Here is a 20,704-nt window from a genome sequence, read left to right as displayed (position 1 = left end):
ATTAAGCCGCAGACAATCCAGCTGATCAGACGCTGCGAGAAACGAACGGGTGGGTGACGGGTATCCATAGTCGTAGAGTCTCTTAAAGCATGAAGGCAATGCGCCAGTTAACGCTCACATGATCCGGGCCGAGCCAGTCGGGGTAGTGCAGGGGCGTGCCGACCGAAATCTGGCTGCTGTACCAGCGCCCTGCGCTGCTCAGCCCCACCGAGCCTCCCCATAACGTGCCGGAGGCAAAGCGGTCCTGACGGTCTTTTTCCAGCCAGCCACCGTCAACGGCGACCGTTGCGCTCACCGCGCCAATCACAGGAAGGGTGAAGAGGGAGTACCCCAGCTCGTTACGCCAGTAGCCGCCGTTATCCCCGGACAGGTACTGCTCTTTAAAACCGCGCACGGAGCTTTCGCCGCCGAGCGTCAGGCGCTCGGAGCCGTACAGCCGATCGGGCGACCACTGGCCATAGGCGCTGGTCAGCCACCAGGCATTACGGGTAATCGGCCGCTGGAAGCTGGCGTTCAGACTCCATTTGCGGAATTCCGCGCGCGGCACATCCCCGGACTTATCTTCGTCGGTTTCGGCATTGAACCACGGCATGCCGTGGCTCCAGGTCGGGTTGAAGGTCGCCACGCCGCCCAGCATTTTTTGCGTGTGCGTAATGCCCAGAATCAGGCTGGAGAGGTTGCGCGTGCTGCTCTGAAGCGGCGCGTCGTTGAGCCAGTTGCGGCTGGAGCGCTGAACCACGCCAGCCGCAATGCCGGTTTTCACCTCCCCGTTGCGGAAGACCACCCAGGACGCGTTAACGCGGTGGGTTCTGGTATCGCCCGTGGAGAGCCAGTTGAATCCCTGGTTATTGATGGTGGTCCGGTAGTTACTCCAGGCGTAGCTGTAGTCCAGTAATCCGTAGCCAAACGGCACGCTGACGCCCGCCTGGAAATTCTGCGCATCGTACGCGCTGGCAAAATCGCTGCTGCGCCCGCCGCTGACAAACCATTTATCCGCCAGCCCCAGCATATTATTGGCGGTGAGCACGCCACTCAGCTGATCTTCCCCGGTACTCTTCTGCCCGCTATTATCCAGGCTTACGGATGCACTTAAGGGAAATTCCGGTTTTGCCGTGAGATTAACGATGGAATATCCGGCCTGCGTCCCCGGAAGAATTTCAATCTGAACCGGGTCGGTACGCAAACGGTTAATTTGCTCCATGCCCTGTTCGATGTCGCGTAAATTAAGAATGCCGCCCACCCGTCCCGGAAACGCCATTTTCAGCATGCGCGGCGTTTCGCCTTCCAGACGGATCGCTTCCAGCCGACCTTCCAGCACAACAATATTCAGCTGGCCGCCGGAGAGATCCTGCTCGGTAAGAAAAGCGCGGCTGGTGATATATCCCCGGCTGATATACCAGTCAGAAATATGGGCGAGAAGTTCCGTTATTTTCGCCATATCCAGACAGCGGCCCTGCCACGGCGCGACAAGGGTCTGCCGGGTTTTCGGGGAGATTAAGGTCGCACCGGAAAGGGTAATGGTATGAATGGTGAAACAGGGCCCGGAGCCGGTAACAGGCAGCGGTCTGGCAGGCGCGGGGCGAGGAATGCTCCGCTCCAGCTCTTCACGCTGTTGCTGGTTCTGTAATAAAAGCTGCTGCTGTTGCTGTTGAATGGAATCGCGATCGGCTGGCGACAGCGGCGCAGCATTGGCGCGCGCTAAAAAAAAGACAGCCAATAAGATAGCAGCAGCATAATTTACTAACGAAATTATTCTATTTTTTATTTTGGAGCTATTCATCCATGCCACAAAAACGTCCGCAATGATTATTTTTGTAATATAAGAGCATTCTTAAGGCGAGTATATCTAATTTGCATTAGGGCACCTAAAATTAATAGTTCTTTCAGAAAAGTGAAAAGGATATTAAGAGAAAATAAGAAATTGTTTAACTCACTCTTAAATCTTGAGTTAGCCGTAATACATTAGGCATGAAGCCGAAACGTTTTTCGCCATTCTGCGGGGCTCACCCCAAAACGTGCTTTAAACTGTTGTCGCCAGGTGACGGCGGAATTAAATCCCACCAGCTCGGCCACGCGCTCAATCGGCATATTTCCGGCTTCAAGCAGGATCTGGCTGCGCCGCAGGCGTTCGGCGGTAAGCCAGTCGGCGACGCTCAATCCCGTGGCTTTAATAAAATGACGGGTCAGGGTGCGGCGGCTCATCGAAACCACCTCCGCCAGGGAGTCCAGGCTATGCGGTTCGGTGATATGCTGCTGCAGGTAGTCAATCAGGCAGTTAATGCGTCCGTCGCGGGTATCTTTGGGTACCGGCTGGGCGATGAACTGCGCCTGCCCGCCCTCGCGGTGGGGCGGAACAATCATCCGGCGGGCAATCTGGTTAGCAACCACGCTGCCAAAGCGCTGGCGAATGATATACAGGCAGCAGTCCAGTGCAGCGGCAGTACCGGCAGAGGTAATGATATTGCCGTCATCCACGTAAAGGGCATTAATATCCAGCTGGACGTTCGGGAAGAGCGACTGAAACTGACGTTCGAACTCCCAGTGGGTGGCCGCACGTTTGCCGTCGAGGATCCCCGCCCAGGCCAGCACAAACGATCCCAGACACAGCCCGACGATTTCTGCACCGTGGTCTCTCGCCTGCACCAGGCTGTCGAGCAGCACCTGCGGCGGGCGTTCCAGAACGTGCTGCCAGTAGGGAACGACAACAATATCGGCCTGCCCAATGGCGGTAAAATCCTGCGTGGCGTTGAGAGCAAATCCGTCTTTTGAGGTAAGGAACCCCGGCGTTTCGGCGCAAATCGTTACGTTAAAGCGCTTTTCGCCGGAGACCGAGTCGCCAAACAGAATGCAGGGAACGGAGTAGTGAAACGGGCTGAACCCGTCTACCGCGACAATCGCGACGTTGATTAGCGACATCTGTCTCTCCTTTCCCTTTAACGCACTCAGAATATAACGGTTTCGCCATCCTGGGGAATGCTCACTGCGTCACTCACCTGATTAGCTTCAACGTACTCACGCAGCGCGCTGCGGGTCAACAGGCAGTGGTTAATGGCCTCCATATGGCTCGCCACAATGTTGGCCTGCGGCAGCAGGAAATGAACGTTAAGCACGTCCTCCTGCCCCATAATAATGGGCCCAAAACCAATGACGTGGGCATAGCCGGCGTTCAGTACCACCACGTCCGGCTGGTGTTTTTGCAGATCGGCCGCTACCTCGTCACGCCAGACGGTATCCCCTGCAATATAGAGCGTCTTCTCATCAGGATGACGCAGCACCACGCCACAGGCCTCGCCCAGCCGTTCCGCCAGCTCCGGCACGGCATAAGCGCGATCGGTCCCGTGCTGGCCGCCGCGGGTTTTCGTAATCTGAATATCGCCGAAGGTGGTCGCGTCGGTCATGACCGTCAGGTTGCTAAATCCCTGACTGCGCAGCAGCGCGGCGTCACGGTCGTTTTGCACGTAAATCGGTTTGTCTTTGGCGATCAGCTCCGCCGCGGCGCGATCCCAGTGATCGTCATGGGTATGGGTGACGATCACCGCGTCGGCGTCCAGCAGCGTGTTGACGTCAACGGGGAGTTCAACCGTCGGGTTACGGCGTTCGGCATACGCCGTGCCGGGGAAGCCCGGATAAGCACCCTTTGGGGCCAGCATCGGGTCGATCAAAAGACGTTTTCCGGCGTATGAAATCAGCTGGGTGGCGTTGCGAATGTGGGTAATGTTCATGGGCTATCCTCCTGTTGGTGTGATAAGGAGGATAGCCAGCCGTCGCAATTGACGCTGTGGGCTAAAGGGCGATTACCGATGGAATCGGGCCAAGATAAGCAACCCGTTTTCTGTCACATCGTTTACCAGCCCGGCACTGCCCCGCCGTTAAAGATCGTCTCAGCCGCTTTTGCCACTTCAGGTGACTGATACGACTCGATAAACGCCTTCACATTCTCCGCGTCCTTGTTGTCTTCGCGCGTCACCACGATGTTCACGTACGGCGAGTTTTTGTCTTCAATAAAGACGCTGTCATGCACCGGTGACAGCCCGGTTTGCTGGATATAGGTGGTACTGATGATGGCGACATCCACTTTCGGGTCGTCCAGCACGCGCGGCAGCTGCGCCCCTTCCAGCTCCATAATTTTCAGCTGCTTGGGGTTGGTGGTAATATCCAGCGCCGTGGGCAGCAGCCCGGTGTCCGGCTTCAGGGTAATAAGTTTCTCTTTTTGCAACAGCAACAGCGCGCGGCCAAGGTTGGTCGGGTCGTTTGGAATGGCAATGGTTGCCCCGTCCTTCAGGTCAGACACGGATTTGATTTTGCGGGAATAGCCGGCCATCGGGAAAACAAAGGTGTTCGCCACGGCCACCAGCTTGTAGCCATGCGCCTTGTTATCTTCTTCAAGGAACGGGCGATGCTGGAAGACGTTGGCATCCAGTTCCCCCTGGTTGGTGGCATCGTTAGGCAACAGCGAGCCGCTGAAGCCCACCAGCTCCACGTCCAGGCCATATTTCTCTTTTGCCACCTTTTTGGCGACTTCCGCCACGTCCTGTTCAGCGCCGTTGATGACGCCGACTTTAATGTGTTTGGCATCGCTGCCACTTTGATCGCACCCTGCCAGCAGCAGGCCAGCCAGTACCAGAGCACCCAATCGACGTTTCACAAGACAGTTCCTTTTGCTGAATGTTGTAGTGACTATATCGACAACGAGGCGGGGAAATAAAAACCGAAAAAGAATCAATAAGAAGGATAAGTTATATGCGGGTATGGCCGGGCGGCGCTGCGCCTACCCGGCCTACAGATTAAGGGCTTAAAGGGCTTTCGCCAGGTAATGCCGCTGCATGCCCGGATAAGGATAATCCTGCAAAGACATCTGCAGCTGGTACCCCTGTTTTTCATAGAACGGACGCGCCTGGAAGCTGGCGGTATCCACCAGCGCGTGCTTGCAGCCTTTGCGTCTGGCTTCATCTTCCGCCGTTTTGATGAGCTGGCTGCCCACGCCGGATCCGCGTACGGCATCGCTCACCCAGAGAAAGTCGATATTCAGCCAGTCGCCTTTGCGCACCCCAATGAGCCCGCCGAGCATGGTGCCGATGTCGTCCCGCACGTAAACGCCAATATCCCCGCTGAATGTGGAGAGATCCAGAAACTGCGCATTGTAGGCTCTCAGGCCGGTGAGTAACTCTTCTTTTTCCTGCGCCGTAACCGCATGAGTAATGCTCAGGTGCATATTTTTTCTCCTTGTTATCTGTGCCGTTTCACTATCTCACACACGCAACGTAGAGAAAATTCATACTTTCGGCTGGCGTCGCTACACTGAATGTAACGATATATTTCATGGGAAGCCTGTGACGTCAAAAGGGGGTTGTTGATGAAAGCTGCACACCTTGTCTGCCTGCTGGTTTGTCTGCTGTTCGCCGCGTTTGTCCATGCTCAGGAAAAGGACGATCCGGCGAAAGAGGCGCAGATTAAGCAACAGGTCCTGAAAGATATTAAGAAAACCTGTACGCCACAGAAAAAGCAGAGCGATAAGGCCTGGCAGGCGATGATTTTGTCGTCAGAGGCCAATCAGCTGCTGATCAAAAATGCCGTTACCGCCGTGAAGCGTGACAACCTGGACGCCTACTGGGCGGCGATTGGTCAGGTGGATTGTATGGAAGATTACTGAGGGCTGGAAACGTGCTTCTCGCCGGGTGGCGGCTGCGCCTTTCCCGGCCAACACAACATGTTTAACGCTTACGCACGTCTGGAATGATCAAATCCCCGCGCAGCACATACGAACCCAGCATCTGCGTTTTCTCCGTCAGCCAGCTCACGATACGCGCCGCCATGGCATCCATAGAATATTCAATCGCCGGGATCACCGGAATACCCGGCAGGTGCAGCGATCCGGCCAGGCTAAAGACCATAATGTCGTCCGGCACGGATTTATTAAACGCCTGCAGCTGCGGGATCACCCGCTGGGCTTCCTGCTCGTCCGCCACCAGCAGCGCGTTGAAGTTCAGCGTGCTGGCGTTATTCAGCAGCTCCTGTAGCGCAACGGACGACGAGGTCGCGTCCATGAACACAAGGTTGCGATTAAAGGGCAGGAAATTTTTCTCCAGCGCGTGCTTGTAGCCGAGCAGCACCTGGTCAGCAAAACCGCTGCCGTGCGGATGGATCAGGGCAATCTGGCGTCGCCCCTGGCTGGTCAGGTAGTTACAGGCGGTTTCGGCGGCAAAGGCGTGATCGAACTGGATGCTGTTGGAATTATCAGACTCCATGCAGTCCACCAGAATGACGTTGTCCATGTCGACGTCCAGCGGGAAACGCGCGCCAATCACCAGGATGTCATCGCAAAGCCCGCAGGAGAGTTCCTCAAGAGCGTGCATCACTTCCGCTTTGCTGTGCGCGAAACGCAGCAGCAGGTGTTTTTGATGCTGGCTGAGCTGTTTTTCCAGCGCGTAGAGATAACCGGTGGTCTGGTTAATGTTTTCCTGGGCGCAAATCACCCCGATACAGCCCGTAGACTGGCTCAGCAGCGACTGGGCAATCACATTAGGCCGGTAGTTAAGCTCATCCACTGCCTTCAGAACGGCCTGACGGCTGGCTTCCTTTACGCCACGCGACCCACTCAACACTCGCGATACCGTGGCTTTAGACACCCCGGCAAGACGTGATACATCATTGATTGTCGACATCTCTTTCCCCTGGCAGGCTTACCTCGCGCCTGCAAATTCCATGACCGCTTCGGCTCACATTATAGCCAGAGCGGAGTATATCCGTTTCCGTTTTCCATGGAAACCGATTTTCCGTTTCCACTCCAAATGATGTCAAAACAGCCAAATTATGTGACCTGCATCCGGTTAATTAGCCTCATAAGTATTGGATCTTGATGGTTGTCACAGTTCTGTCTTTTATGAATGGAAACCGGTTTCCGTATCATGTCCAATCATCCTCGCAATAACTTTTTACATTTAGAGGATGGTTGTCGATGTTCAAGATTATGCTGTGCTGCTCTGCCGGGATGTCCACCAGCCTGTTGGTCAGCAAAATGGTCGATGTCGCGAAAGAACGTGGTTTGTCGGTGAAGATTGATGCGTACGGTGTTTCCGAATTTGATACGCAGTTTCCGCAATACCAGGTGGTACTTCTCGGACCGCAAGTGAAATACATGTTACAGACACTCTCAGACAAGGCGGCGACGCATGGCATTCCGGTGCAGCCCATCGACATGATGGACTACGGCATGCAGCGTGGCGATAAAGTACTGGACTTTGCTCTGTCGCTCATCGAAGCGGCACACTAAAAGGTGTTCACATGAGTTCGTTATATCAATCCATGGTTGCGGTGATTGAGCAGTCAATTACCCCGCTGGCAGCGAAGCTCGGTCAGCAAAAGTACGTGATTGCCATCCGCGACGGCTTTACCGCCGCGCTGCCGTTTATGATCATCGGCTCGTTTATGCTGGTGTTCATCTTCCCGCCGTTCTCGGCGGATACCACCAACAGCTTCGCCCGCGGCTGGCTGGATTTTTCCCAAACCTACCGCGAACAGCTGATGCTGCCGTTTAACCTCAGCATGGGCGTGATGACCTTCTTCATCTCGGTAGGGATTGGGGCGAGCCTGGGGCGTCAGTTTAACCTCGACCCGGTGATGTCCGGCCTGCTGGCCTTTATGGCCTTCCTGCTGGTCGCCGCGCCGTATGCCGACGGCAAAATCTCAACCCAGTACCTCTCCGGCCAGGGCATCTTCACCGCGCTGATCGCCGCCATTTACTCAACCCGCGTGTACGCCTGGCTGAAGCAGAACAACGTCACCATCCGCCTGCCAAAGGAAGTGCCCACCGGCGTGGCGCGTTCGTTTGAGATCCTGATCCCGGTGATGGTGGTGATCGGCACGCTGCACCCGCTGAACCTGTTCATTGAAGCGCAGACCGGGATGATTATCCCGCAGGCGATCATGCACCTGCTGGAGCCGCTGGTGTCCGCGTCTGACTCCCTGCCCGCCATTCTGCTCTCCGTGCTGCTGTGCCAGATCTTCTGGTTCGCGGGTATCCACGGCTCGCTGATTGTTACCGGCATCATGAACCCGTTCTGGATGGCGAACCTCTCGGCAAACCAGGCGGCACTGGCCGCAGGCGCGGCGCTGCCGCACGTTTATCTGCAAGGTTTCTGGGATCACTACCTGCTGATTGGCGGCGTCGGTTCCACCCTGCCGCTGGCCTTCCTGCTGCTGCGCAGCCGCGTTACCCACCTGCGCACCATCGGCAAAATGGGCGTGGTGCCAAGCTTCTTTAACATCAACGAGCCGATTCTGTTCGGCGCGCCGATCATCATGAACCCGATGCTGTTTATCCCGTTCGTGTTCGTTCCGCTGGTCAACGCCTGCCTGGCGTACGGCGCCACGAAGCTCGGCTGGCTGGCACAGGTGGTCTCGTTAACCCCGTGGACTACGCCCGCGCCGATTGGCGCCTCGTGGGCGGCGAACTGGGCGCTGAGCCCGGTGGTGATGTGCCTCGTCTGCATGGTGATGTCGGCGCTGATGTACCTGCCGTTCCTGCGCGCCTATGAGCGTACGCTGATTAAAAACGAAGAGCAGAAAGCCCAGGCTGCAGCCGTGGGTGCCGCTGAAGCCACAAGTAATTAAGTCAAAGAGGAAGGGTCATGAAATACGCATTTCCCGATAACTTCTGGTGGGGCAGCGCAAGCTCCGCTCTCCAGACGGAAGGGACACGAGAGGGTGAAACCACGTGGGACTACTGGTTTGCCCGCGAGCCGAACCGTTTTCACAACGGCGTGGGGCCGCAGCACACCTCCACGTTTTATCAGCACTGGAAAACGGACATTCAGCTGTTAAAACAGCTGAACCACAACAGCTTTCGTACCTCGATTAGCTGGGCGCGCCTGATCCCCGACGGTATCGGTGAAGTGAACCCGGACGCGGTCGATTTTTATAATCAGGTCATTGATGAGCTGAATGAACAGGGCATCACGCCGTTTATCACCCTGTTCCATTTCGACATGCCGATGGCGATGCAGGAAATTGGCGGCTGGGAAAACCGTGACGTAGTGGACGCGTACGCCCGCTATGCGCAGATTTGCTTCGAGCTGTTCGGCGACCGCGTGCTGCACTGGTTTACCTTCAACGAGCCGATCGTGCCGGTGGAAGGCGGTTATCTGTACGACTTCCACTACCCCAACGTAGTGGATTTCCGCCGGGCGGCCACCGTTGCTTATCACACGGTGCTGGCCCATGCGAAGGCGGTTCAGGCCTACCGCGCCGGGCACTACGCGGGGGAGATCGGCATCGTGTTGAACCTGACGCCGTCGTATCCGCGTTCGCAGAACCCGGCAGACGTGAAGGCGGCGCACGTTGCGGATCTGATGTTTAACCGCAGCTTCCTCGACCCGGTCCTGCGCGGCGAATACCCGGCCGATCTGGTGGCGCTGCTGAAATCTTACGACCAGCTGCCCGCCTGCAAGCCGGAAGACGGTTTCCTGATTGCGGAAGGGAAAATCGACCTGCTCGGCATTAACTACTATCAGCCGCGTCGCGTGAAGTGTCGCGACAGCGCGGTGAACCCGCAGTCGCCGTTTATGCCGGAATGGTTCTTTGATAGCTACGAGATGCCGGGCCGCAAGATGAACCCCTACCGCGGCTGGGAAATCTACGCGCCGGGTATTTACGATATTCTGATTAACCTGCGCGACAATTACGGCAACCCCCGCTGCTTTATTTCTGAAAACGGCATGGGCGTCGAAAACGAGCAACGTTTTATTGAAAATGGCCAGATTAACGATCAATACCGCATTGATTTTATATCTGAGCATTTAACGTGGCTGCATAAAGGCATAAGCGAAGAGTGTAATTGTCTTGGCTACCATATGTGGACATTTATTGATAACTGGTCGTGGTGTAATGCCTATAAAAATCGCTACGGATTTATCCAGCTCGATTTGGAGACGCAGCAGCGCACCATTAAGAAAAGCGGGGAGTGGTTTGCCGCCACCGCCTTAAATAATAGCTTTGATAAAGAGTAATGATGATGATCGCACTAGAAGAAGCCGTAATGGAAATTATCGTCAACGCCGGGCAGTCCCGCAGCCTGTGCTTTGAAGCGCTGCACGCGGCGCGCCATGGCAACATTGACGAAGCCAAAAGCCTGCTGCGCGAAGCCGACGGCTACGCGCGTCAGGCGCACAAGATGCAGACCAAACTGATTGAGCAGGACGCGGGCGAAGCCCGCCAGCCGATGACCTTAATTATGGTGCACGCGCAGGATCATTTAATGAACTCCTTATTAGCGCGTGAATTATCCGAAGAAATTATTCATTTATATCAGAGATAGTCTATGGCGAAATAAATTACTGTAATACCTCTGTACCTAAAACTAGAAATCCACTTGTTCTGATGATAGCGACATATTCTGTCAGATCGGAGCGGGATGGTTATTGTCTGAATAAAATTAAACTATATTGAGATAACCATGAATACGATTAAAAAACTTCCATTAACCATGGCGGTTATCGCCGCGCTTTGCCCAATTTCCGTGCTCGCCCAGGAATTCACGCAGGAGCAAATCGACGCCATTGTGGCGAAAGCGGTGGATAAAGCCCTGGCCGAACGTCAGGCCAAAATGGATGCCGCCGTCGCGAAAAAAGCGGACGTGGTGACCGAGCCGCAGAGCGCGGCGCAATCCCCGGACATGGCGATTCCGTTCGGGATTAAATTTACCGGCTACGCCCGCTATGGCGCGCACTTCCAGGCCGCCGATCAGAAATATGTGGCGGTCGATGGCTCCTACAACGGCGCGTCCGCAATTGGTCGTCTGGGTAACGAAGGCAACGGCGGCGAGTTCCAGCTCTCTAAAGCCTTCAAAGGCGAAAACGGCGCCATCTGGGACATCAACGTGATGATCGACCACTGGGGCGACGAAGTTAACCTGAAAAAGGCCTACGCGGGGGTGACCAATATTATGGCCTCCAACCCGAATGCCTATTTCTGGGCCGGTCGCGACTTCCACCAGCGTCCGCAGCAGGGCATCAACGATTACTTCTGGATGAACCACGACGGCCAGGGCGCCGGGGTGAAGAACTTCGATATCGGCGGCGTGCAGTTTGACGTCGCTGCCGTGGCGGCAGTGGAATCCTGTAGCCCGGAAGTGATGGAAGACGAAGCGAACCCGTCACGCATCACCTGTACCGGCGGGTCCGGCACGGGCGACAAAGGTAACTACGCGGCCACCTCTAAAATCCACGGTATGAAGCTCGGTCCGCTGGATCTGGAGCTGTACGCCAACTACGGCTTTGATTCAAAAGCGGTGGAGAGCGATGAGCGTCTGAACGCCTGGCAGGGCGGCGTGGTGCTGAGCCACACCAACGACAGCGGCGTGAACAAGGTGATTGCCCGCTACTCCGATAACTCGGACAACAGCGTGTTCAATAAAACCGAAGACCTGACCACGGTCTACGCCAGCTTCGAAGGGCTGTACAAATTCACCCAGGCCACGCAGGTGGAGTACATCCTCGCCTTCCACGACTACGACAACAGCCGTGATAAGACCGACAACCGTAAGAACTACAACGCCATCGTGCGTCCGATGCACTGGTGGAACGACGTTCACTCCACCTGGCTGGAAGCGGGCTGGCAGCACGTGGATTACGACAACGGCGGCGATAATAAGGGCTGGAAGCTGACCCTGTCGCAGAACATGTCTATCGCCATGGGGCCAGAGTTCCGTCCGATGCTGCGCTTCTACGTGACCGGCGGCAAGGTGGATAACGCACGCACCGCGCGCGTGAATAACACCAAAGACGAGACGCTCGACGACTTCAACGTCGGCGCGATGTGGGAGGCGTGGTTCTAGTAGAGCGCCGTTTGTTTCGCCCGGCGGCGCTGCGCTTGCACGGGCCTACAAGGTTTTGTAGGCCGGGTAAGCGTAGCGCCACCCGGCAAGATCCCATGTTATGCTACAAAAAAACAAACATAACAGGGGAGAAAATGGGTTCCACACGTAAAGGGATGCTGAACGTCCTGATCGCCGCCGTTTTATGGGGCAGTTCCGGCGTTTGCGCGCAGTACATCATGGAGAAAAGCCACATTTCTTCGCCTTACCTGACCATGGTTCGCCTTCTGTTTACCGGCGTGATCCTCCTGACGCTCTCCTTCGTTCACGGCGACAAGATTTTCTCGGTCATCAAACATCGCAAAGACGCCCTCAGCCTGCTGATATTCTCACTTGTCGGCGCGCTCACCGTGCAGCTCACCTTCCTGCTGACGATTGAAAAATCCAACGCAGCGACCGCTACCGTGCTGCAGTTTCTGTCACCGACCATCATTGTGGCGTGGTTTGCCCTGGCGCGGAAAAAGCGTCCCGGCGTGTTTGTGCTGTCGGCCATCATGACGTCGCTTGTTGGCACCTTCCTGTTGGTGACCCACGGCGACCCAACCTCGCTCTCCATCTCGCCTGCCGCACTGTTCTTCGGCATCGCCTCGGCGTTTGCCGCCGCGTTTTACACCACCTATCCGTCAACGCTGATTGCCCGCTACGGCACATTGCCGATTGTCGGCTGGAGTATGTTAATTGCCGGGTTAATGCTGACGCCGTTCTACGCCGGACGCGGGACGACCTTCGTAATTGACGGCAGCCTGCTGCTGGCGTTTTTCTACCTGGTGGTGATTGGCACGGCGCTGACGTTCAGTCTGTACCTGAAAGGCGCACAGATGATCGGCGGGCCGAAGGCGAGCATTCTGAGCTGCGCCGAACCGCTGAGCAGCGCGTTGCTGTCGGTGATGTTGCTGGGTGTGGCGTTCACCCTGCCGGACTGGCTGGGAACGCTGCTGATTGTGTCGTCGGTGGTGCTGATTTCGATGGATTCGCGTAGAAGGGTTAAGGCATCGGCGTAGCCTGATGCCCTCACCCCAACCCTCTCCCACGGGAGAGGGAGAAAAACACTACTTCGCTTTAACCTTCCCTGCCACCAGCAGCGCCGTCAGCAGCATCAGCGTACCGGAAATCACCAGCGGTGACGTCAGCCCCAGATGGTCGAGCGCCACGCCGCCAATGGCCGCGCCGCAGGTGTTTGCCAGCTGGATCACCGCCACCTGAATCGACCCGGCTTTTTCCGCCTGATCGGCAAGCGAGCGGGTGATCCACGTCGACCAGCCCACCGGCACCAGCGCGAAGGCAAAGCCCCAGATAATCGCAATCGCCGACGCGACCCACTTATCGCTGCCCCACAGCACCAGCACCGTGGCGCTCACTGCCAGCACCAGCGGCGCACCCGCCAGCGCCACCTTCAGGGAGCGCTTCAGGAACTGTGACGACAGCGACGTGCCGACAAAGCTGGCGATACCGAAGCTCAGGAGCACCAGCGTCAGGCCGTCGACGTCAAAGCCCGCCATGGTCATATACACCGGGCGTATATAGGTGAAGAAGGCAAACTGCCCGGCAAAGGACATAAAGATCGCGGTCATCCCTGCCAGCACGCCGGGGCGCTTCAGCAGGCTGAACATGTTCTGCTTATGATGCGCCGCTTCGCCCGGCAGGGACGGCAGCGCCTTCCACACCCAGATAATGCAGAGCAGGCCCATCACTGCCGCCGCGTTGAAGACGTTACGCCAGCCGATAATTCCGCCCAGGAAACTGCCCAACGGCGCGGCAATCACCAGCGCGATAGAAACCGCACCGAAGATAACGGAAAGCGCTTTTGGCACCGTACGCGCGGGCACCAGGCGCATGGTGAGCGAGGCCGACATCGCCCAGAAGCCGCCTAATCCCAGCCCCAGACAGGCGCGCCCCAGCAGCAGCAGGGTGAAGCTTTCCGCGAAGGAGACCAGCAGGCAGGAGAGCGTCAGCAGCACGCTGAACAGGATGACCACTTTACGGCGGTCGATGGTGCCAATCACCTGGGTGATAAACAGGCTGGCGAACATCGCCACGAAGGCGGTGACGGTAACGGACTGACCCGCCACGCCCTCGGAAATGCCCAGATCCTGCGCCATCGGCGTCAGCAGGCTGACCGGCAGAAACTCAACGGTAATCAGGCAGGCGACGCAGAACGCCACGGCGAAAACGGCCGACCAGTTGGGGCGTGAAACCTCGTTGGTCTGCGGTCTGGTCGTGGGCTGGATATGTTCTGTCATGGCGTCACCTGAAGATAAAAACGTGCGGAAAAGTCGCGCAGTTTATCATCAAAAGTGTGACCAATTTAACGTTTAGACAACTTTTGTCGTTTTTACAGGGGATCAGTGCAGGTAAAACACGCCCTCTTCCGGCAGGAAGAGCTGGTTATAGCGCAGCTGGAAGGCGTTCAGCTCCTGCGGATCGGGTTCCATCTCGCGCATAAAGCCAAGCGCGAGACGAATTTGTGCATCGGTGATAGGCGCAGCCAGGCGGGCTTTACGCAGCAGGCGGTGCCACGTGTGCAGGTTCTCTTCACTACCGTCGACAATGCAGACCTGCCAGATGAGCAGCACCTGCGCCGCGTTTTGCAGATGCGCTTCGTCCGGGCGCTCAAGGTAGCGGATAAACTCATTGCCCGACGTTTTACCAAACTGATCGATCATCGACTCGACCGGCATCGGGGTGATGCCCAGACGCTCGCTTAAACGTTTGATGGCGCGGCGGGAATCTGAGGTCAGGACGCGAAATCCCACCACAAACACCACGGCAAGCGTTGCCAGCATTATCCAGACCATGCGTTCTCCTTAGACTAGCCGCTCATCATAGCGGGAAACGCACGGCGTCGACAGCGGGTAGAAGCATAATAGTGAATGGAAAAGCGCTGGAAAAAGGGCAGGAAAGACGTTTTAGTTTTTATGGGGACGATTATATATACACGGTGTATGGTCAATGCCTGGCGGTAACGAATCTTCACTTCAGGGAAAGAGCGAACATGTCCATAACAATCAGTGTCCTGCTGGAGAACAGACCTAATCCCGGCGCTAAAAATTTACTGCGAGATAAAGCAGGACTCAGCCTGTTTATACAGGATGAAAATGATTCCATTCTGTTTGATACCGGTCCGGATGATAGCTTCATACATAACGCAGCTCTGATGGGAGTCGATTTGACCCGCCTGACCGCAGCTGTACTTTCTCACGGGCACTATGACCATTGCGGCGGCGTTCCATGGTTACCGGATAATTGCCGGATCGTCTGCCATCCCCACGTGGCCTGCGAGCGCTACTCGGCAATACAGTTTTCAGGATATACCGCCAGATTAAAAAAGTTGTCGCTGAAAAATGATTATTCACACTATCGCATGGAATACAGCAGCACCCCGCTCCAGATTGGGAAGCGCTTTATATGGTCAGGGGAGATCCCTGTCGCCAAACCGCACGCATACGGTGTTATCGGTAGTAAAAATGCGAATGTGGATTATGTGAAAGATGAAGGGGTTCTAATTTATAAATCTGACCGTGGCCTGGTCATTTTTATCGGCTGTGGGCACCGAGGTCTGATCGATATTGTGCGTCACTGTCAGAGAATAACCGGCATCAACCATATTCATGCAATTTTCGGTGGTTTCCATCTTCGCTGTGCGTCACCGCGTAAGCTCTGGGCACTCAGGCAGTTTCTGCACGGCCTACAACCCGACAAAATAATGGGCTGCCATTGTACGGGTAAATGGGGCAATTTGTGGTTGCCGGACGCGGTTACCCCGGCAACAGGGGATATTTTTGTTCTGGGGTAGGTCTTAACTCAGCTAATAAAAAAAGCCCGGCATCACACACCGGGCAAAGAAGTTACCTGCACACTCAGGCTGTTTTTAATTTCTGCGCACGATTCTCACGGCGAATTTTACGTTCTTCCAGCACGGCAACCATCGCCATCAGGACGATACAGCCAATCGCTGCTGCATCCAGCGCCGCGAAGGTGCCCGCCCAGCCGGTGAGGCCGAAAATCGGCGTGCCGTCAGCAATCATCCCCAGACCCAGCTTGGCGAAGCTGTCGCCGATCAGGTAGGCGAAGGTGCCCTTAATCCCATCGGCGGCGCCGATCGCTTTTTTCGGGACGAAGCCCACTGCTGCCACGCCAATCAGCAACTGCGGACCAAACACCAGGAAGCCGAGCGCGAACAGTGACGCCAGGTAAACGTACTGGTTGCTGGCGTGCTGGTAGACGCCGAGCGTGGCGATAATCAGTGCCAGCGCGACGCAGGCCACCAGCGCGCGACGGCCGTTGGCGAGGTCGGAGAGCCAGCCCCACAGCAGGGTACCAACCAGCGCGCCCACTTCGAACAGGGTGAAGCCCTGAATCGCCACCTCTTTAGAGAGCTTCAGCTCCTGGAAGGCGTACACGGTGGACCACTGGTCGATGCCGATACGCACGACGTAGAGGAAGATGTTCGAGAAGCACAGCAGCCAGATCACTTTGTTTTTCAGCACGTACTCAACAAAGATCTGCCATTTGGACATCTCGTTTTCTTCGGTCTCTTTGTCCTCTTCGCTGATCTCCTCGCCGAACAGCTCTTCGGCTTTGCCGAGGCCGTACGATTCCGGGGAGTCACTGCCGTAGCGCAGGCCGATAAAGCCGACAATCAGGGCGATAATCGACGGGAAGATAAACATACCGATCACGTGGCCGTCGAACAGGTAGTTAGCGCCAAACAGCGCCACGCCAGCCGCACCGGCACCGCCGAGGTTGTGGGAGATGTTCCACATGCCGAGGTACGAACCACGCTTGCGGCGCGGGGTCCATTTGGTGATGGTGGAGTAGCTGCACGACCCGCCGGTACTCTGGAAGAAACCGCTCAGGGCGTAGAAGGCGATCATCAGGAACAGGCTAACGGACCCTGCGCCCATGCTGGCGCTGAAGCCGAGCATACAGATGGCGGAGAGGATCAGCATAAACGGCAGGAACTGCTTGGTGTTTTTGCCATCCGCGTAGTAGGACACGACGGTTTTACCCACGCCGTAGGTGATGGAGAAGCCCAGGCCAATCATCCCCAGCTGCGTCATGCTCAGCCCGTAGGTGGAGATCATGTCGTTCTGCGCGATGTTAAAGTTTTTGCGGATCAGGTACATGGTCAGGTAGCCGATGAAGACCACCAGATAGGACTGCATGAACGGTTTGAACCACATTTTGCGCCGCACGTCGAGCGGCAGATCCAGGGTCGGCTTGCGCACCTGATTTAAGAAGGCCAGCATGACTGAGTTACTCCTGAGCTGATTTTTGCAGCATTGTAAAAACCAGCCGGGAGAGATGCCTGAGACAGCGTCCAGGTGAAACCGGGAAAATTTCTTAGTTTTGCGCCACTCGGCAGCAAAAGGTGAGGCGCGTCACGCTTCGCGCGGCGCCTGCGCGTTCAAAAACGGCAGCAGCAGCAGGGCGGAGATCCCCGCCGCGATGGCGATCACCGCGAAGAATCCGCTCCAGTGCCAGATGTCGATCACCCGCGCCAGCGGCCAGCCGGAGAGCGATGCGCCAAGGTAGGCAAACAACCCGACAAAGCCCGTCGCCGCACCTGCCGCCTCTTTGTGCGAGCACTCTGCCGCCGCCATGCCGATCAGCATCTGCGGGCCAAACACGAAGAAGCCGGTAGTGAAGAAGCACGCCGCCTGCATCACGTAGCTGGCGAACGGCATCAGCCACAGCGAGCCGACGGAGAGCAAAATCCCGGCGGCGAATATCAGGTTCATCGGGCCGCGGTTGCCGTTGAACAGCTTGTCCGAGCCCCAGCCCGCCACCAGCGCGCCGATAAACCCGCCCAGCTCGAACATCGTCACCGCCGAGTTGGCGGTCACCAGGTCCACGCCGAGCGTCTCGGACATGTACAGATTGCCCCAGTCGTTGATGGCCGCACGTACCACGTAAACCAGTACGTAGCAGAGCGACAGCAGCCAGATATACGGGTTTTTCAGCACATATTTGGTGAGGATCTCTTTGCGCGTCAGCCCCGCCCCCTCCTGCTGTTGCGCCATTTCCATCTCGTCGTGCCGCCAGTCGCCCACCGCGGGCAAGCCAACGGTTTGCGGCCTGTCGCGCAGGCGCCAGCAGAGGAACAGCCCGGCGAGAATGGCAAGCCCGCCGGCAATCATCATCCCCGCGCGCCAGCCGTAGTGCAGCGCTGCGGCACCGACCACCATCGGGATCAGCGCCCCGCCGACATTATGCGCGGTGTTCCAGATTGCCCACCAGCCGCCGCGCTCGTTGCGCGAATACCAGGCGGTGAGCAGGCGGGCGCAGACTGGCGCTCCCCAGCCCTGGAAAAAGGCGTTCAGCGCCCACAGCAGGGCGAAGGCCCAGAGCGACGTGGAGAAGCCAAACAGAATGTTCACCACCCCGGTCGCGATCAGCCCAACGCCCATAAAATAGCGTGCGTTGGAGCGGTCGCTGACGATACCGGAGAAGAACTTCGACAGGCCGTAGGTGATGTAAAACAGCGTCGCCAGCAGGCCGATATCGGTGCGCGTCATCACGCCGCTGGCGAGGATCTCCGGCGCGGCGGCGTTGAAGCTTTTGCGGGTGAAGTAGAACAGCGCGTAGCCGAGCCAGATAGCGATCAGAATATGGCGACGCCAGTAGCGGTAGCGGGCGTCGATTTCCGCTTTGTTACCTATCGGTGCGGCGTTCGCGGGGGTCTTAAACATGGTGGCTCCGTAGCGGCAGGCTGACGCTGACGCGCGTCCCGTGGGTGCAGGAGAGGTTCAGCGTGCCGCCGAGCGCCTTCACGCGCTCGCGCATGCCCGCCAGGCCAAAGCCCTGCTGGCCGGAGCCCGGCGGCAGGCCACAGCCGTCGTCTTCAATTACCAGCATCAGGCGCTCGTCCTGCTCCCAGCCCTGGATCGTGACCGCGCTGGCACTGGCGTGTTTGACGATATTGTTCAGCCCCTCCTGACAGACGCGGAACAGCGTCACGCGCTGACCTTCGCTCAGGACAGATTCGTTAATTCGCCAGTCGAGATGGCTGACAATGCCGCGGCTTTCCAGCTCCATCTCGCGCATCAGGGAACGCACAGCCTGCTCCAGCGACAGGTCGTCGAGCTGACGCGGACGCAGCCTGCCGAGGAGGCGTCGCACCGAGTCATACACGCCCAGCGAAAGCTGCTCGATATGCGCTCCGCCCTGCTTCACGCCCGCGTTTTCCGCCGCCAGACGCTGGACAATGCCCGCCTGGGTGCGGATGGCGGTGATCGTCTGGCCGATATCATCGTGCAGCTCGCGGGCGACCTCCTGCCGCACGCTCTCTTCGGTCTCCAGCAGGCGTTCAGCCAGACGCCGGTTGCGCGCCAGCTCGGTTTGCAGGGACTGGTTCAGCTCGCGCAGGCGCTGAATGCCCGCGCCGAGCAGCAGCCCGGTCAGGCTCTGGGCCAGCAGGGAAAGCAGCAGGTCCACAGGATGGTCGTGCCAGGTCTGGCTGGCAATCAGCGCGATGGCGTTCATCAGGGTGGCGATCAGCGCTCCCTGCCAGCCGTAGTGCCAGGCCAGGGCGATAATCGGCAGCGCAAGGCAAAATGGGGTAAAGCGTGAAAGCTCGGCAGGTAAACCCAGCTGAAGCCACAGGCTCACCACGAACAGCAGCAGATACCAGATGAGGTGCCGGGCGCGCCAGTTCACCGGTTGGGAAACCAGCGCCGGGCCGAGCGGCTGCCAGACGGTACTGGTGAGGTAATGCCAGATGACGAGGCAGGTCGGCGCGAGGGTCAGGCCGCCGGTCAGGGTCAGCAGCAGCGCGTTGAGCATCTCCTTATCACCCGCCCACGGCAGGGACTGCAGCAGCGCGGCGGCAATCAGCGCCGCCCCCTGTCGCAGCAGCGTGCGCCAGTCGCGCTGGTGACGGTAGCGGGAAATGAGGGCAACAGGGAGCAGCGTGAGCAGGCTTCCGGTCATCAATAATGGCAGGTGCGCCAGAGCGACTTCCTGCGCCAGCCAGACCAGCAGCAGCCACTCCGCGCCCAGCAAAACCGGCCAGTATCCGCGCGGGCACTGGAGCATGAGCCCCAGTCGCAGGCCGAAGGGAAACAGCAGCACCGCCAGTTCGGGGCGTTCCACCAGGTGCAGGCTGATGCTCCATAAGCAGAACCACGCGGCGGAGAAGATAAAAAAGCTGGCAACGACGGCGATCAGCCGCGAAAAGACGGGACTCATTGCCAGCTGTCGAACATGCGGCGCGCCAGCTCGACGTCGTTGCTGACGTTAAGTTTTTCCATCAGGTTGGCGCGGTGAACGTGTACGGTTTTCGGGGACAGTTCCAGCTCGGCGGCAATCTCTTTTACCGACATTCCCTGCGCGAGTTTTTCCGCAACCTGGCGCTCGCGTCTGGTGAGCGGATCCTGACGTCCGGCCGCCAGCTTGATGGCGATATCCGGCGTTAAATAGCAGCCGCCGGTGGAGACGGTGCGCACGGCGGCGATCAGTTCGTCCGGGCTACAGCGTTTGGAGAGAAACCCGCGCGCCCCCGCGTTGAGCGCCTGCTCGACCAGCGCCGGGCTGTCGTGGACAGACAGCATAATCGTCGACATTCCTTTCGGCAGCTGGCTTAGCAGCTCCAGCCCGGAGAGATCCGGCATCGAGATGTCGCAGATACAGACCTGCACCCCGCGCCCCGGCAGGCCCGCCAGCGCCTCGCGACCGGAGCCAAACTCGGCCACGACCTGGAAATCTGGTTCGAGGTTGAGAAGCTGGGCAAAGCCAGAGCGGACGATAAGGTGGTCGTCGATAAGGGCGATGGTGGTCATGTGTCTTCCTGCGGTCTGAAAACGCCGGATGGCGCTGCGCTTATCCGGCCTACAA

Annotated in this window: 20 protein-coding genes; 8 read left to right on the top strand and 12 right to left on the bottom strand. The window is 57.6% G+C overall.

The window, feature by feature from the left end:
* Positions 1 to 82: 82 nt before the first annotated feature.
* From OTG14_RS16065 to OTG14_RS16045, 5 genes are all read right to left on the bottom strand, one after another.
* Positions 83 to 1,780: a ShlB/FhaC/HecB family hemolysin secretion/activation protein gene (locus OTG14_RS16065; RefSeq protein ID WP_267215430.1), complete on the bottom strand. Its 1,698-nt coding sequence runs from the start codon at positions 1,778 to 1,780 to the stop codon at positions 83 to 85.
* A 182-nt stretch (positions 1,781 to 1,962) separates the two neighbouring features.
* On the bottom strand, positions 1,963 to 2,916 hold the full coding sequence (locus tag OTG14_RS16060; RefSeq protein ID WP_267215358.1) for a GlxA family transcriptional regulator: 954 nt from the start codon (positions 2,914 to 2,916) through the stop codon (positions 1,963 to 1,965).
* Positions 2,917 to 2,942: 26 nt separating this feature from the next.
* Positions 2,943 to 3,722 carry an MBL fold metallo-hydrolase gene (locus tag OTG14_RS16055; RefSeq protein WP_267215357.1) on the bottom strand — a complete coding sequence of 260 codons (780 nt, stop codon included), beginning with the start codon at positions 3,720 to 3,722 and terminating at the stop codon, positions 2,943 to 2,945.
* A gap of 122 nt (positions 3,723 to 3,844) precedes the next feature.
* Positions 3,845 to 4,645, bottom strand: a complete 801-nt coding sequence (gene nlpA, locus OTG14_RS16050; RefSeq protein WP_267215356.1) for a lipoprotein NlpA — start codon at positions 4,643 to 4,645, stop codon at positions 3,845 to 3,847.
* Positions 4,646 to 4,792: 147 nt separating this feature from the next.
* Positions 4,793 to 5,212: a GNAT family N-acetyltransferase gene (locus tag OTG14_RS16045; protein WP_032654363.1), complete on the bottom strand. Its 420-nt coding sequence runs from the start codon at positions 5,210 to 5,212 to the stop codon at positions 4,793 to 4,795.
* A 141-nt stretch (positions 5,213 to 5,353) separates the two neighbouring features.
* Here OTG14_RS16045 and OTG14_RS16040 point away from each other — a divergent pair, with 141 nt between their 5' ends.
* A complete protein-coding gene (locus OTG14_RS16040; RefSeq protein WP_021242704.1) occupies positions 5,354 to 5,650 on the top strand; it encodes a YicS family protein in 297 nt (98 codons plus the stop codon).
* Between the two features lie 61 nt (positions 5,651 to 5,711).
* On the opposite strand, the gene OTG14_RS16035 is transcribed toward OTG14_RS16040, so the two are convergent.
* Positions 5,712 to 6,662 (bottom strand): LacI family DNA-binding transcriptional regulator, encoded by a 951-nt coding sequence (locus OTG14_RS16035; protein WP_023293714.1) that lies wholly within the window; start codon positions 6,660 to 6,662, stop codon positions 5,712 to 5,714.
* A 293-nt stretch (positions 6,663 to 6,955) separates the two neighbouring features.
* Here OTG14_RS16035 and OTG14_RS16030 point away from each other — a divergent pair, with 293 nt between their 5' ends.
* The 6 genes from OTG14_RS16030 to OTG14_RS16005 all read left to right on the top strand — a co-directional run bounded on the left by OTG14_RS16030 (position 6,956) and on the right by OTG14_RS16005 (position 12,870).
* Positions 6,956 to 7,270 carry a PTS sugar transporter subunit IIB gene (locus OTG14_RS16030; RefSeq protein WP_021242703.1) on the top strand — a complete coding sequence of 105 codons (315 nt, stop codon included), beginning with the start codon at positions 6,956 to 6,958 and terminating at the stop codon, positions 7,268 to 7,270.
* 11 nt (positions 7,271 to 7,281) lie between these two features.
* Positions 7,282 to 8,610: a PTS sugar transporter subunit IIC gene (locus OTG14_RS16025; protein ID WP_031275290.1), complete on the top strand. Its 1,329-nt coding sequence runs from the start codon at positions 7,282 to 7,284 to the stop codon at positions 8,608 to 8,610.
* Between the two features lie 17 nt (positions 8,611 to 8,627).
* Entirely contained in the window at positions 8,628 to 10,004 is a 1,377-nt protein-coding gene (locus OTG14_RS16020) for a glycoside hydrolase family 1 protein (protein WP_032654357.1), read from the top strand.
* Between the two features lie 5 nt (positions 10,005 to 10,009).
* A complete protein-coding gene (locus OTG14_RS16015) occupies positions 10,010 to 10,312 on the top strand; it encodes a PTS lactose/cellobiose transporter subunit IIA (RefSeq protein ID WP_267215429.1) in 303 nt (100 codons plus the stop codon).
* Between the two features lie 138 nt (positions 10,313 to 10,450).
* Positions 10,451 to 11,830 (top strand): carbohydrate porin, encoded by a 1,380-nt coding sequence (locus OTG14_RS16010; RefSeq protein ID WP_023326394.1) that lies wholly within the window; start codon positions 10,451 to 10,453, stop codon positions 11,828 to 11,830.
* 134 nt (positions 11,831 to 11,964) lie between these two features.
* A complete protein-coding gene (locus OTG14_RS16005) occupies positions 11,965 to 12,870 on the top strand; it encodes an EamA family transporter (RefSeq protein ID WP_267215355.1) in 906 nt (301 codons plus the stop codon).
* A gap of 48 nt (positions 12,871 to 12,918) precedes the next feature.
* On the opposite strand, the gene nepI is transcribed toward OTG14_RS16005, so the two are convergent.
* Both nepI and OTG14_RS15995 read right to left on the bottom strand, forming a co-directional pair.
* The gene (nepI, locus tag OTG14_RS16000) at positions 12,919 to 14,109 is read right to left on the bottom strand and encodes a purine ribonucleoside efflux pump NepI (protein WP_048992754.1); all 1,191 of its coding nucleotides are present in this window, start codon (positions 14,107 to 14,109) and stop codon (positions 12,919 to 12,921) included.
* A 102-nt stretch (positions 14,110 to 14,211) separates the two neighbouring features.
* Positions 14,212 to 14,664 (bottom strand): DUF1198 domain-containing protein, encoded by a 453-nt coding sequence (locus OTG14_RS15995; RefSeq protein ID WP_024907368.1) that lies wholly within the window; start codon positions 14,662 to 14,664, stop codon positions 14,212 to 14,214.
* 197 nt (positions 14,665 to 14,861) lie between these two features.
* On the opposite strand from OTG14_RS15995, the gene OTG14_RS15990 reads away from it, so the two are divergent.
* Entirely contained in the window at positions 14,862 to 15,662 is an 801-nt protein-coding gene (locus OTG14_RS15990; RefSeq protein WP_267215428.1) for an MBL fold metallo-hydrolase, read from the top strand.
* Positions 15,663 to 15,726: 64 nt separating this feature from the next.
* On the opposite strand, the gene uhpT is transcribed toward OTG14_RS15990, so the two are convergent.
* The 4 genes from uhpT to uhpA form a co-directional block, all read right to left on the bottom strand.
* A complete protein-coding gene (gene uhpT / locus OTG14_RS15985) occupies positions 15,727 to 17,118 on the bottom strand; it encodes a hexose-6-phosphate:phosphate antiporter (protein ID WP_023309834.1) in 1,392 nt (463 codons plus the stop codon).
* 132 nt (positions 17,119 to 17,250) lie between these two features.
* Positions 17,251 to 18,561, bottom strand: coding sequence for an MFS transporter (gene uhpC / locus OTG14_RS15980; protein WP_048992751.1), 1,311 nt, complete (start codon positions 18,559 to 18,561; stop codon positions 17,251 to 17,253).
* A complete protein-coding gene (uhpB, locus tag OTG14_RS15975; protein ID WP_267215354.1) occupies positions 18,554 to 20,059 on the bottom strand; it encodes a signal transduction histidine-protein kinase/phosphatase UhpB in 1,506 nt (501 codons plus the stop codon). Before uhpB ends, uhpC begins: the two co-directional genes overlap by 8 nt.
* Positions 20,056 to 20,649, bottom strand: coding sequence for a response regulator transcription factor UhpA (uhpA, locus tag OTG14_RS15970; RefSeq protein WP_024907372.1), 594 nt, complete (start codon positions 20,647 to 20,649; stop codon positions 20,056 to 20,058). The genes uhpB and uhpA overlap by 4 nt, the downstream gene beginning before the upstream one ends.
* Positions 20,650 to 20,704 lie beyond the last annotated feature (55 nt).

This window comes from Enterobacter pseudoroggenkampii, assembly GCF_026420145.1.
Taxonomy (GTDB): domain Bacteria; phylum Pseudomonadota; class Gammaproteobacteria; order Enterobacterales; family Enterobacteriaceae; genus Enterobacter; species Enterobacter pseudoroggenkampii.
The sequence above is the reverse complement of the archived record's forward strand: the minus strand, read 5'-3'. Positions and strand labels throughout refer to the sequence as shown.